Genomic DNA, 13488 nt, shown 5'->3' with positions numbered 1-13488 from the left:
GCCCGATGACAGAAGTTTCAATTAAACAACTCGCGACCGACGTGGGAACAAACGAAGATAAGCTAATTCAGCAATTTGCAGATGCAGGCATTCAGAAATCTTTAACGGACTCGGTGACTCAAGAAGAGAAAGCTAAGCTTCTTGAGCATCTAAAACAACAGCACGGCGAAGAGAGCTCTCCAAGCCGTATGACACTTAAACGCACCACCAAGAGCACCTTGAGTGTCGCGGGTAGCGGCGGTAAGCGCGCAGTGCAAGTTGAAGTGCGTAAAAAACGCACTTATGTCAAACGTAGCACCGTAGAAGAGCAAGCGAAACAAGAAGCCGAAGAAAAAGCGCGTCTTGAAGCGGAAGAACAAGCACGTTTAGTTGCAGCTGAAGCGGCTAAGAAAGCGGCTGAAGAAAATGCTAAGCGCGAAGCTGAAGAAAAAGTGAAACGCGAAGAAAAAGCTGCCGCTGCAGCGAAAGCCGCTAAAGCGAAGGAAGCTGAGAAGCAACAGGCCGATGCAGCAAAATCACCAGAGCAATTAGCTGCAGAGAAAGAAGCGGCTGATATTTTACGCAAGCAAGAAGAAGCTGCAGTGGCTAAAGCTGAAGCTGAAGCTGAGAAAAAAGCAGAAGAAGCTAAAAAGCTAGCGATTGAAAACGCTGCGCGCTGGGCTGAAGAAGAAAAACTACGTAAGAAGCGAGAAGAGTCAGCTGATTACCATGTAACAACGTCTACTTATGCGCGTGCTGCTGAAGATGAGCAAGAGCAAAAAGCCGAAGCTCCTCGTCGTAAGAAGCGTAAAGCGAAGCAAAACGACGATAACAACTCTCGTCGTGGTGGCCGCAAAGGAAACAAACGTCAAGTGGCTACGCCTACAGCAATGCAGCATGGTTTTAACAAACCAGCTCAACCAGTAGAACGTGAAGTGCGCATTGGTGAAACCATTTCTGTCGGCGAGCTAGCCTCTAAAATGGCGGTAAAAGCGACCGAAGTCATTAAAGCGATGATGAAGATGGGTGCAATGGCAACCATTAACCAAGTCATCGATCAAGAAACTGCAACTTTGGTTGCTGAAGAGCTTGGTCATAAAGTGGTGCTGGTTAAAGAAAACGCGCTTGAAGAACAAGTGATGCAAGAAGCTGAATCGACGGGTGAGAAAACAACCCGTGCGCCAGTTGTGACCATCATGGGCCACGTTGACCACGGTAAAACATCCTTACTTGACTATATTCGTCGCGCTAAAGTTGCCGATGGTGAAGCTGGCGGTATCACCCAGCACATTGGTGCTTACCATGTAGAAACTAATGGTAACATGATCACCTTCTTAGATACTCCGGGACACGCGGCGTTTACCTCTATGCGTGCTCGTGGTGCTAAGTCGACTGATATCGTGGTATTAGTCGTTGCTGCTGATGACGGTGTGATGCCACAGACTGTAGAGGCCGTCCAGCACGCTCGCGCAGCTGGCGTTCCGTTAGTGGTTGCTGTGAACAAGATGGATAAAGAAGGCGCTGATCCGGATCGGGTCAAAAATGAGCTTTCTCAACACGAAGTTATCCCAGAAGACTGGGGCGGTGATGTTCAGTTTGTTCACGTCTCGGCGAAAAGTGGTGAAGGGATCGATGAGCTTTTAGAAGCCATTGTATTGCAGTCTGATGTATTAGAGCTTACAGCGAGTCATGTCGGTGCTGCATCGGGTGTGGTCATCGAATCTCGTCTTGATAAAGGCCGCGGCCCGATAGCTTCAATCTTGGTTCAACATGGCCAATTGAAACGTGGTGACATTATACTTTGTGGTTTAGAGTACGGACGTATTCGCGCCATGAAAGATGAAAATGGTAAAGACATCGAAGGTGCCGGACCGTCTATTCCTGTAGAGATTCTTGGTCTCTCTGGTGTTCCGCAAGCGGGTGATGAAGCAACGGTTGTTCGTGATGAGAAAAAAGCGCGTGAAGTTGCCTTGTATCGCCAAGGTAAATTCCGTGATGTGAAACTAGCGCGTCAGCAAAAATCTAAACTAGAAAACATGTTTGCCAACATGGAAGAAGGTGAAGTTCAAGAATTAAATATTGTCTTGAAGTCTGATGTACAAGGTTCACTAGAAGCGATTTCGGATTCATTGCAAAAATTGTCTACTGATGAAGTCAAAGTTAGTATCATTGGCCGTGGTGTTGGTGGTATTACCGAAACTGATGCGACTTTAGCTGCCGCTTCAAATGCGATTGTGCTTGGCTTTAACGTTCGTGCCGATGCGACCGCTCGCCGTATTATCGAATCAGAAAATGTTGACTTACATTACTACAGTGTAATTTACGATCTGATCGATGAAGTGAAGAGCGCAATGACCGGCCTATTAGCGCCAGAATTCAAACAACAAATTATGGGCTTAGCTGAAGTTCGTGACGTATTTAAGTCACCAAAACTGGGTGCGATTGCTGGTTGTATGGTTCTGGAAGGTAGCGTGAAGCGCTCAAATCCTATTCGTGTATTACGTGATAATATTGTTATCTATGAAGGCGAGCTTGAATCATTACGTCGCTTTAAAGATGATGTGAACGAAGTTCGTAACGGTATGGAATGTGGTATCGGCGTGAAGAACTATAATGATGTTCGTGCTGGCGACCAAATTGAAGTATTTGAGATTGTTGAAGTTCAACGTACACTTTAGGTGTAAGGTTTAACGATATCTCTTAAATGGGGGCTTGCGCCCCCATTGTTGTTTCTACGCTCCCTATGGGAGTGGTATCAGGAGAATAATGATGCCTAGAGAATTTAGCCGTCCAGACCGGGTGGCCCAACAAATTCAGAAAGAAGTCGCGGTGATATTACAACGCGAAGTACGTGATTCCCGTTTAAGTCTGGTCACGGTGTCTGCCGTTGATGTGACCCGTGATTTATCCTATGCCAAAGTGTTTGTCACTTTCTTAGATGACAGCGAAGAAGCGGTTAAAGCTAGCTTGGAAGCGTTAAGTGAACATCAACCCTATGTTCGCCACTTGTTAGCCAAAGCAATGCGTCTACGTGCAGTGCCGGAACTACGTTTCCAATATGATGGTTCTTTACGTGAAGGTTTGAGGATGACTGAGTTGGCGAGTAGCGCAGTGAAAAATGATCAGCAGAAAGCCGCTGCATCGGGTCGTACTCTTGAACAAGAACAATCAGATGAGCAAGCGAAAGAGGACGAGTAATGGTGCAAGGGCGCAGAAAAAAGGGCCGTGCGATTGACGGCATCTTACTGCTAAACAAACCGACGGGGGTGTCCTCAAACGGTATCCTTCAGCGAGTGAAGCGTATTTATTTCGCCCAGAAGGCTGGACACACTGGCGCACTTGATCCACTGGCTACCGGTATGTTACCGATTTGCTTAGGTGAAGCGACTAAATTTTCTCAGTTTTTACTCGATTCGGATAAGCGTTATCAGGTGACGGCTCAGTTAGGTGTTCGAACCAATACTTCAGACTCGGATGGTGAAGTGGTCGACACGCGCCCGGTTCAGGTGACTAAAACTCAAATTGAGCAGACTTTAGATTCATTTCGTGGGCCAGTCAATCAAGTTCCATCGATGTTTTCGGCACTAAAACATAATGGTCGTCCTTTATATAGCTATGCTCGTGAAGGCATCACGATTGAGCGCGAGGCTCGACCGATTACCGTTTACGAGAATAACTTTATTTCTCTTGATGGCGATATGCTGACACTGGATGTTCATTGCAGTAAAGGTACCTATATTCGCACCATTATTGATGATTTAGGTGAGATGCTTGGCTGTGGTGCGCATGTGGTGAAATTACATCGCTCACAGGTGGCTGATTACCCAAGTGAGCGGATGGTGACTCCCGAGCAGCTTGATGCGCTGTTAGAGCAAGCGAATCAAAGCGAGATTGCACCTAAAGAGTTGTTAGACCCGCTATTGTTGCCGATGGATTCGGCGGTTGCGCATTTAGCTGAGGTAAACATTCCTGAAGACTTAGGCGGCTACTTAATGCAGGGACAAGCACTACAAGTTGCCGGTGCGCCGCTGAATGATGTATTTAGAATCACCATTGGTGAGCCTGCTCGTTTTGTGGGAATAGGCCAGCTGAATGATGATGGTTTGGTTGCACCGAAGCGCTTAATTCAGAGCGTCGATAGTTAAGTGTTTCGCTTGCAACTACGAATTTAGCGCTATATAATGCGCGTCCTTCATCGCTGAGTTAGTGATTGGCGATGAGTAAATTTAAATTTTTAGGAGTTAGTATGTCACTAAGTAGCACAGAAAAAGCAGCAATCGTTGCAGAATACGCGCGTGAAGCAGGAGACACTGGTTCTTCTGAAGTTCAAGTTGCTTTGTTAACTGCACAAATCAACCATTTGCAAGGTCACTTCAAGAAGCACATTCACGATCACCACAGTCGTCGTGGTCTACTACGTATGGTTAGCCAACGTCGTAAATTGCTTGACTATTTGAAGCGTAAAAATCAAGCGAGCTATGTTGAATTGATCGCTAAATTAGGTCTACGTCGCTAATCATAGACCTTAGCAAAACAGAATATCTAAAGGGAGCCTAATGGCTCCCTTTTTCGTTCGCTTAATAAAATTCATAAAACCAGCCCGATAACGACGGTTTTAGTAAGGATAAAGTTATCTTTTGGCATAGCATTGTTTTATACTTTAGCGCGAATTAAAAGAGCACATAAATTAAAGGAAATTCACGTGAATCCTATCGTAAAAACGTTTAAATACGGTGAGAATACAGTCACCATCGAAACTGGCGCAATCGCTCGCCAAGCAACCGCTGCTGTAATGGTAACTATGGATGATACAACAGTATTTGTATCGGTAGTGGGTAAGAAAACCGCTACGCCTGGCCAAGATTTCTTCCCGTTGACTGTGAACTACCAAGAACGTACTTACGCAGCAGGTAAAATTCCTGGCGGTTTCTTCAAACGCGAAGGTCGCCCTTCAGAAGATGAAACCTTAATCGCACGTTTGATTGACCGTCCAATCCGTCCACTGTTCCCTGAAGGCTTCGTCAACGAAGTTCAAGTTGTTGCGACTGTGGTGTCTGTCAACCCACAAGTGCAGCCTGATATTGTGGCTTTGATTGGTACTTCTGCAGCGTTAAGCCTTTCTGGTATTCCATTCAATGGCCCGATTGGCGCGGCTCGAGTGGGTTACATTGATGGTAATTACATTCTTAACCCAACCACCGAAGAACTACCAGAAAGCAAACTAGATTTAGTTGTTGCGGGTACTGAAAGTGCAGTATTGATGGTTGAGTCTGAAGCTGAGCTATTATCTGAAGAAGTGATGTTAGGCGCGGTAGTCTACGGTCATGAGCAATCGAATGCAGTCATTACTGCGATTAAAGAACTATGTGAAGAAGCAGCTAAACCCGCATGGGATTGGCAAGCGCCGGCAGTTAACGTTGAACTTAAAGATAAAGTCGCGGTACTTGCTGAAGCAAAATTAACTGCCGCTTATCAAATTACCGATAAAGCTGAGCGTTATGCGAAAGTTGGCGAAATCAAGAAAGAAGTAATCGAAGCCATTAGTGCCGAAGATGTTGAACTTGACTCACAAGATATTGGCGATGAACTCGGTAAATTAGAGAAAAATGTAGTGCGTTCACGCATTATTGCTGGCGAGCCTCGTATCGATGGTCGCGAACCTGATATGATCCGCGCGCTGGACGTGATGACTGGTGTATTACCGCGGACTCACGGTAGTGCGGTCTTTACTCGTGGTGAAACTCAGGCCTTAGTGACTTGTACTTTAGGTACCGAACGTGATGCTCAGATGATTGATTCATTGGCTGGCTTGCAAACCTCTCGCTTTATGTTGCACTACAACTTCCCTCCTTACTGTGTTGGTGAAACTGGCTTTATTGGCTCACCTAAACGTCGTGAAATTGGTCATGGTCGCCTGGCAAAACGTGGTGTTGCTGCGGTAATGCCAAGTTCTGAGGAGTTTCCGTATACAGTACGTGTAGTTTCAGAAATTACTGAATCAAACGGTTCAAGCTCAATGGCTTCGGTTTGTGGTAGCTCATTGGCATTGATGGATGCTGGTGTTCCAATTAAAGCTTCGGTTGCGGGTATCGCAATGGGTCTGGTGAAAGAAGGTGATAACTTTGTTGTGCTTTCTGACATTTTAGGTGATGAAGATCACCTAGGCGACATGGACTTTAAAGTAGCGGGTTCTTCTGAAGGTATCTCTGCATTGCAGATGGATATCAAAATTGAAGGTATTACCAAAGAAATTATGGAAATCGCCCTACGTCAAGCACAAGGCGCGCGTTTACATATTTTGGGTGTGATGGACCAAGCGATTGGTACTTCTCGTGAAGAGATCTCCGAATTTGCACCACGTATCCACACCATTAAGATCAGCCCAGAGAAGATCAAAGATGTGATCGGTAAAGGCGGCGCAACTATTCGTGCATTGACCGATGAAACCGGCACCACTATTGAAATTGAAGATGACGGTACCGTGAAAGTTGCCGCAACTGACAACGCGCAAGCGCAAGAAGCGATTAAGCGTATTCAGCAGCTCACCGCAGAAGTTGAAGCGGGTCAATTCTACGAAGGTAAAGTGGTTCGTCTTGCAGACTTCGGTGCATTCGTTGAAATTCTTCCTGGTAAAGATGGTTTAGTTCACATCTCGCAAATTTCTCAAGAGCGAGTTGCTAACGTTTCTGACCACTTGACTGTTGGCGATATCGTTAAAGTTAAGGTGTTGGAAGTAGACCGCCAGGGTCGCGTTCGCTTGAGCATTAAAGAAGCTGCAGCACCAGCTGAAGCCGCCGTGGAAACCCCTGCTGAATAAGCGGGTTTACTGAACGAAAAAAGCCGACCTTGGTCGGCTTTTTTATTGCCAAAAAATCAAGTTATAGAGTAAGTGTGCCTAGTTGGCATGAGGATGCGCTGTTCGTTGAGCTTTAATGGCTTTCGGTATGACGAATTATCTGTTCATTTTTACGGGCCTAAATCGCCGTAGTAGCGTTATACGCCTTGTAATTAGAGCGACCAATGACAGCACTTTATACCTCGTGGCTGGCCGATTTATTCTGTGCAATAAGTTGATCATATTATTCATCAAATTGATATTAATCTCCTGTTATAAAAACAAAGGGCAGAGTGTCTTTCAACTTATAGTGGTTCAGGTTTACAATAGCGACCCGATTTTGTTGAAGCTGAGAAAGCCTTTGGATACGACAGATATAGACTGGATGAAGCATGCCTTGGCTTTAGCCGATAGAGCTGAACAACAAGGTGAAGTGCCAGTGGGGGCTGTGGTCGTGCATCAAGGGAAAGTGGTTGGAGAGGGTTGGAATCAAACCATTACTCTGAATGATGCCACGGCTCACGCTGAAATATTGGCGCTACGTGAAGCGGGAAAAAAAATTGGGAATTACCGGCTGCTTGATACAACCCTGTACGTCACTCTCGAGCCTTGTACGATGTGTGCTGGTGCAATGGTTCATGCCCGAATAAAACGCCTGGTATTTGGTGCTCAGGATTTAAAAACGGGGGCTGCTGGTAGTGTGTTTAATATTGTCGACACAGAACAGTTAAATCATCGTGTTGAGATTGAAAGAGGGATATTAGCGGAGTGTTGTAGTGAGAAACTTAGTCGTTTTTTTCGCGGTCGTCGTGAACAACATAAGTTGCGAAAAAAACAACAGTTAAAGTGAGTTATTCAGCGTAACTGACGAACTCCATCTCTGACAAGGCATAAGAGCGTTGTCTTAATAAAACCTTACGATGCTGACGAGCCAATTGAATACGGCGACGTGGCGAATGAAGGGTAACACGTTTTCTTCTTATCATACTATCCTCTCTAGGACGCTTTTACATTTTAATCTTAAGCAAGATTAAGTGTAAAACATGACAAAATTATGACATTTCGTCAAGATGATTCTCTAATCTTTGGTGCTTACCTCTATTTTGTTCGGAATATTATGCTCATCTTCGAAGTTATCGTCTAAGGGGGGCTGCATATTTTGTATTAATTGCTGTTGGCGCTGTTCTTCTTTTTTCTGCGCTTCTAGCCATAACAAGCTTTGGTAATATTGCCGAATATTATTCACGTAGTTATAGGCTTCTTGTCCTCGTGCATAGCCGTAGCGGGTTTGTTGGTACCACTTCTTGCGCATTAACAAGGGTAGACTTTCTTTGACATCTACCCACGCATTTGGGTCGCCCCCTTGGATGCGAGTGATTCTGCGGGCATCCAGCATATGACCAAAACCAATATTATAGGCCACTAAAGCAAACCAGATCCGATCTTCGTTATGAACACTATCGGGAACTTTTTCAATCAGCTTTTCTAAGTATTGCGCACCTCCGCGAATACTTTGTTCGGGGTCGAGTCGATTGGTCACACCCACCGATTTTGCTGTGGGGAGGGTGAGCATCATCATACCACGCACGCCGGTAAATGATTTAGCCTGAGGTCGCCAATGAGACTCTTGATAGGAGACAGAGGCTAACAAACGCCAATCTAGCTGTCCCGCATATTGTTTAAACCAATTATTATATTTAGGTAGGCGAGATGCTGTTGCTCGTAAAAAGGCTCGGGTATCGACATAGTCAAATCGCTGAATATGGCCTAAATAGCGTTCATAGAGTTGAGTAATATCGCCGTTTGCGTGCTTTTGACCGATGTATTCGATTAACGCGCTATAGAGGCTGTCATCACTGAAGCGTTTCACCATCCATACCACGGGAGCGCCCTGATGAAGGGTAAAGGCTTCGGCTAAATCCGGATAAAAGCGTTGATGTAGGGAGAGGGTCGTATTGTCGACCAAGGCAAAACGGATCTCTTCATCGACGATGCTTTTTAGTAATTCGCTGCTATCCAGACGATCAGTGACTTCAATTTCTAGTTCGGGATTGTCCTTTTTATAAGCGTTTAACAAGGGTTGATGGTAACTTCCCGCGGTGATCCATATGGGCGCATCCACCTGGCTAATATCTCGTGGTCTAAAGGTGTTCTTTTTATAAACCACCTTGGCATCTACTTGGTAAATTTCTGGTGAGAAGCGAAAGTTTTCGGCGAGTGCCGGTGTTGGGGAAAGCGCAGCGCCCAGTAAGTCGACCTGTTGATGCTGTAATCCACGATACAGTTCGGTTTGATTATAGAGTGGCACCATCTGTAACTCGACACCTAAGTAGGTAGCAAAACCTTCCAGCAGCTCATATTCCATACCAGCAGGTTGTTCATGCTGGTCGTAATAAAATACCTGCTGATTATATAAGGTGCCGACTCGCAGTTTACCACGTTGACGGATCTGCTCCAGCTCAGAACTAAAGGGTTTTGGGTCACAGCCTTGTAAAAACAATAAGGCAAGCAACGCTAATAAGATTGCTGAGCGCTGCTGTTTCATCATCTAATGTGCTTCCTATTTCTATAATTAGCTTTGATTTTATGGATATCTGGCTAGCTGTCTAGCATTAAGCTTGCTTTTCCTCGTTAAGCTAACGTTTTGTTTACCATTGTGGCGGTTTTTATCTATAATACGCGCAATTTCCCCCTCCCACCTCCATCTGGAAAAGCGAGCACATTAATATGTTGGTACTACGTGGTGCACCTGCACTGTCTGAGTTTCGAGTTGCGCAATTGCTAAAACGTTGCGCAGAGCAAGATCTGAACATTAGTTCTATTTATGCTGAGTTTATGCATTTTGCTGATATTGCTAATGATTTAAGCGATGTCGAGCAGCAAATATTGGATAAGCTGTTGACCTATGGTCCGACTATTGCGGAACATCAACCTGCAGGGCAATTACTATTAGTCACTCCTCGCCCAGGCACTATTTCTCCTTGGTCCTCAAAAGCGAGCGATATTGCGCACAATTGTGGTTTAAGCAATGTGCAACGTTTAGAACGCGGGATAGCTTATTATATTGAGTCAACTGAGACTTTAAACGAAGCTCAGTTGAGCCAAGTGAAGGCTTTAATTCATGATCGCATGATGGAAGTTGTATTTGCTGAAATGGAGTCGGTGGCGGCTTTATTTGAACATGCTAGCCCAGCGCCTTTTGCATCGGTCGATATTCTTGGTGGCGGTAAGGCTGCTTTAGAGCAAGCCAACCAAGCCTTGGGCTTGGCGCTTGCGGATGACGAGATTGACTACTTAGTGGAAAATTTCGAGAAGATGAAGCGTAATCCGAATGACGTCGAGTTGATGATGTTTGCGCAAGCAAACTCGGAACACTGTCGCCATAAGATCTTTAATGCAGATTGGACGATTGACGGGGTGAAACAGCCTAAGTCTTTGTTCAAAATGATCAAAAATACCTATGAGTTGAATAGTGATTATGTGTTATCTGCCTACAAAGATAACGCCGCGGTAATGACTGGTTCGGTGGCTGGGCGTTTTTTCCCGAATAGTGAAACTAAACAATATAACTACCATCAAGAAGCAATCCATATTTTGATGAAGGTTGAAACTCATAACCATCCCACGGCGATTTCTCCCTATCCTGGTGCCGCAACCGGTTCTGGTGGTGAAATTCGTGATGAAGGGGCAACTGGCAGAGGGTCAAAACCTAAATCTGGTATGGTTGGTTTTACCGTCAGTAATCTGCGTATTCCTGGTTTTGAACAAGCCTGGGAAAGTGATTTTGGTAAGCCAAGCCGCATCGTTGACGCCTTAGAAATTATGATTGAAGGGCCATTAGGTGGCGCGGCCTTTAACAATGAGTTCGGTCGACCGAATATTTTAGGTTACTTCCGTACTTACGAAGAACAAGTGGAAAGTTTTAACGGCCAAGAAGTTCGCGGTTATCACAAGCCCATTATGTTGGCTGGTGGTTTGGGGAATATTCGCGAAGATCACGTAGAAAAAGGCGAAATTCCAGTCGGAGCCAAAATCATCGTGCTGGGTGGCCCAGCTATGAATATTGGACTTGGCGGCGGTGCAGCCTCTTCGATGGCCTCTGGCCAATCCAGCGAAGATCTCGATTTTGCTTCGGTGCAACGAGAAAATCCAGAAATGGAACGCCGTTGTCAGGAAGTGATCGATCGTTGTTGGCAAATGGGGGACGATAATCCCATTGCCTTCATTCACGATATTGGTGCTGGTGGCCTATCCAATGCTTGTCCTGAGCTGGTCGATGACGGTGGCCGTGGCGGTGTGTTTGATCTGCGCGCGGTTCCGAATGATGAGCCTGGCATGTCACCTTTAGAGATATGGTGTAACGAATCACAAGAGCGCTATATGTTAGCGGTTGCTCCGGAACACCTCGAGGTATTTGACGCGATTTGTAAGCGTGAGCGGGCACTTTACGCAGTGATTGGCGTGGCGACCGAAGAGCGTGACCTTGTTTTGCATGATTCGCACTTTGCTAATGATCCGATCCGTATGCCCTTGGAAGTTTTACTGGGTAAAGCGCCGAAGATGCATCGCGATGTGCAAAGCGCTCGCTTTAACGGTCCCGCTTTTGATACCGCAAAAATTGAGCTAGGTGAAGCGGCTGAACGCTTATTGCGTTTGCCAACGATTGCTGAGAAAACCTTTCTGATTACCATTGGTGATCGCAGTGTAACTGGACTGGTGGCGCGAGATCAAATGGTTGGCCCTTGGCAGGTGCCGGTTGCCAACTGCGCCGTAACGGCCGCCAGTTACGATAGCTATCATGGTGAAGCGATGTCTGTGGGCGAGCGTACCCCTGCGGCCTTGATTGATCATGCCGCCTCGGCGCGTTTAGCGGTCGCCGAAGCCTTAACCAATATTGCAGCTACAAACATTGGTTCACTGAATCATATCAAGTTATCGGCTAACTGGATGTCGGCTGCTGGCCACCCCGGCGAAGACGCGGGACTTTATGCAGCAGTCAAAGCGGTGGGCGAAGAGTTATGTCCAGCGCTAGGGCTTACTATTCCGGTGGGCAAAGACTCGATGTCGATGAAGACTGCTTGGCAAGAAGATGGCCAAGAGAAGTCGGTTACGGCACCACTTTCACTGATTATTAGTGCTTTTGCTAAAGTTGACGATATTCGTTTAACGGTCACGCCGCAGTTGCGTAATGACCAAGGCGATAGCGACTTGATCTTGATTGATTTAGGTCAGGGTAAAAACCGCATGGGCGCATCCTGTTTGGCTCAGGTTTATAAGCAGCTGGGTAATCAAGTTCCTGATGTGGATTCGCCAGAGTTATTAAAAGGTTTCTTTAATGCGATTCAGGTATTAACCGCAGAACAGAAATTGCTAGCCTATCATGACCGGAGTGATGGTGGCTTGTTTACCACGGTTGCAGAGATGGCTTTTGCTGGTCACTGTGGCGTGGATATCGCGCTTGATTTGTTAGCAGGTGAAGTGGTTGATGTATTATTTAGTGAAGAGTTAGGCGCTTTGATTCAGGTGAAAACTGAACACAAAGAAGCGGTACTTAATATCTTGGCTGGTCATGGTTTAGCCAGCTGTAGTCATGTGATTGGCTCACTCAATAGCGATGATGCGATCCGCTTTACTCGCAATGGGGAAGTGGTGCTTGCCAATACTCGCACTCATTATCGGAGCATTTGGGCGGAAACCACCCATCAGATGCAAGCCTTACGTGACAACCCTGAGTGTGCCAAGCAAGAATTTGATGCCAAGCTAGATGCTGCCGACCCTGGTTTAAATGTGGGCTTAAGCTTCGACATCCATGAAGACGTTGCTGCGCCTTATATCCTTAAAGGTTTAAAACCAGAAATGGCTATCTTGCGTGAGCAAGGAGTGAACTCGCATCACGAAATGGCCGCCGCCTTTGACCGGGCGGGCTTCGCTGCGGTGGATGTGCACATGAGTGACATACTGGCAGGGCGCGTCAGCTTAGATAAATTTGCAGGTTTAGTGGCCTGTGGCGGTTTTTCTTATGGTGATGTTTTGGGCGCGGGTGAAGGTTGGGCGAAGTCCATCCTGTTTAATTCGCGGGCTCGTGAGCAATTTAGTCAATTCTTCCAACGCAATGATTCCTTCGCTTTGGGGGTTTGTAACGGCTGTCAAATGCTGTCTAATCTAAGTGAATTAATTCCAGGCGCTGATTTGTGGCCACGTTTCGTGCGCAACGAATCAGAGCGTTTTGAGGCTCGCTTTAGTCTAGTGGAAGTTCAGCAATCGCCATCAATCTTTTTGAATGGGATGGCGGGTTCACAAATGCCCATCGCTGTATCGCATGGTGAAGGGCGGATGGAAGTGCGTGACCAAGCTCACCTCGACGCACTGGCGCAAAGTGGTACGGTTGCACTGCGTTATGTGGACAACTATGGTGATGCGACCATGCAATACCCAGCCAACCCGAATGGTTCGCCTTTAGGTATTACCGGGCTGTCTACTGCCGATGGTCGAGTGACGATTATGATGCCTCACCCAGAGCGGGTGTTCCGGACGGTTGCCAACTCCTGGCACCCGGATGATTGGCGTGAAGATAGTCCTTGGATGCGGATCTTCCGCAACGCACGGGTTAACGTAGGTTAAAGCGCTCGTTGATAAAATAGCCACCGTAAGGTGGCTTTTTTATGTCGCGATTG

Annotated in this window: 9 protein-coding genes; 7 read left to right on the top strand and 2 right to left on the bottom strand. The window is 46.3% G+C overall.

Features of this window, described 5'->3' with window-relative positions:
* Positions 1-5: 5 nt before the first annotated feature.
* The 6 genes from infB (at position 6) to tadA (ending at position 7664) form a co-directional block, all read left to right on the top strand.
* The gene (gene infB / locus ACRRSX_RS16215) at positions 6-2657 is read left to right on the top strand and encodes a translation initiation factor IF-2 (protein WP_432452180.1); all 2652 of its coding nucleotides are present in this window, start codon (positions 6-8) and stop codon (positions 2655-2657) included.
* 91 nt (positions 2658-2748) lie between these two features.
* The gene (gene rbfA, locus ACRRSX_RS16210) at positions 2749-3177 is read left to right on the top strand and encodes a 30S ribosome-binding factor RbfA (protein ID WP_432456153.1); all 429 of its coding nucleotides are present in this window, start codon (positions 2749-2751) and stop codon (positions 3175-3177) included.
* Positions 3177-4124, top strand: coding sequence for a tRNA pseudouridine(55) synthase TruB (truB, locus tag ACRRSX_RS16205; RefSeq protein WP_432452181.1), 948 nt, complete (start codon positions 3177-3179; stop codon positions 4122-4124). Before rbfA ends, truB begins: the two co-directional genes overlap by 1 nt.
* Positions 4125-4225: 101 nt before the next feature.
* A complete protein-coding gene (gene rpsO, locus ACRRSX_RS16200) occupies positions 4226-4495 on the top strand; it encodes a 30S ribosomal protein S15 (RefSeq protein ID WP_432452182.1) in 270 nt (89 codons plus the stop codon).
* Between the two features lie 186 nt (positions 4496-4681).
* Positions 4682-6796 (top strand): polyribonucleotide nucleotidyltransferase, encoded by a 2115-nt coding sequence (pnp, locus tag ACRRSX_RS16195; protein WP_432452183.1) that lies wholly within the window; start codon positions 4682-4684, stop codon positions 6794-6796.
* 379 nt (positions 6797-7175) lie between these two features.
* Positions 7176-7664, top strand: coding sequence for a tRNA adenosine(34) deaminase TadA (tadA, locus tag ACRRSX_RS16190; RefSeq protein ID WP_432452184.1), 489 nt, complete (start codon positions 7176-7178; stop codon positions 7662-7664).
* A 1-nt stretch (position 7665) separates the two neighbouring features.
* On the opposite strand, the gene ACRRSX_RS16185 is transcribed toward tadA, so the two are convergent.
* Positions 7666-7800: a hypothetical protein gene (locus ACRRSX_RS16185; RefSeq protein WP_432452185.1), complete on the bottom strand. Its 135-nt coding sequence runs from the start codon at positions 7798-7800 to the stop codon at positions 7666-7668.
* 92 nt (positions 7801-7892) lie between these two features.
* Positions 7893-9362 carry a membrane-bound lytic murein transglycosylase MltF gene (mltF, locus tag ACRRSX_RS16180; protein WP_432452186.1) on the bottom strand — a complete coding sequence of 490 codons (1470 nt, stop codon included), beginning with the start codon at positions 9360-9362 and terminating at the stop codon, positions 7893-7895.
* 179 nt (positions 9363-9541) lie between these two features.
* Here mltF and purL point away from each other — a divergent pair, with 179 nt between their 5' ends.
* Positions 9542-13435 (top strand): phosphoribosylformylglycinamidine synthase, encoded by a 3894-nt coding sequence (gene purL / locus ACRRSX_RS16175; protein ID WP_432452187.1) that lies wholly within the window; start codon positions 9542-9544, stop codon positions 13433-13435.
* Positions 13436-13488 lie beyond the last annotated feature (53 nt).

It is taken from the genome of Agarivorans sp. QJM3NY_30 (genome assembly GCF_050870855.2).
In the GTDB taxonomy this organism is placed as follows: Bacteria; Pseudomonadota; Gammaproteobacteria; order Enterobacterales; family Celerinatantimonadaceae; genus Agarivorans.
This window is presented reverse-complemented; position numbering and strand designations above follow the sequence as displayed.

What these genes read in the sequence shown, in the direction of transcription:
- rpsO (WP_432452182.1), top strand. Translation starts at nt 4,226, where the DNA reads ATGTCACTAAGTAGCACAGAAAAAGCAGCAATCGTTGCAGAATACGCG.
- rbfA (WP_432456153.1), top strand. Translation starts at nt 2,749, where the DNA reads ATGCCTAGAGAATTTAGCCGTCCAGACCGGGTGGCCCAACAAATTCAG.
- infB (WP_432452180.1), top strand. Translation starts at nt 6, where the DNA reads ATGACAGAAGTTTCAATTAAACAACTCGCGACCGACGTGGGAACAAAC.
- purL (WP_432452187.1), top strand. Translation starts at nt 9,542, where the DNA reads ATGTTGGTACTACGTGGTGCACCTGCACTGTCTGAGTTTCGAGTTGCG.
- ACRRSX_RS16185 (WP_432452185.1), bottom strand. Translation starts at nt 7,800, where the DNA reads ATGATAAGAAGAAAACGTGTTACCCTTCATTCGCCACGTCGCCGTATT.
- mltF (WP_432452186.1), bottom strand. Translation starts at nt 9,362, where the DNA reads ATGATGAAACAGCAGCGCTCAGCAATCTTATTAGCGTTGCTTGCCTTA.
- truB (WP_432452181.1), top strand. Translation starts at nt 3,177, where the DNA reads ATGGTGCAAGGGCGCAGAAAAAAGGGCCGTGCGATTGACGGCATCTTA.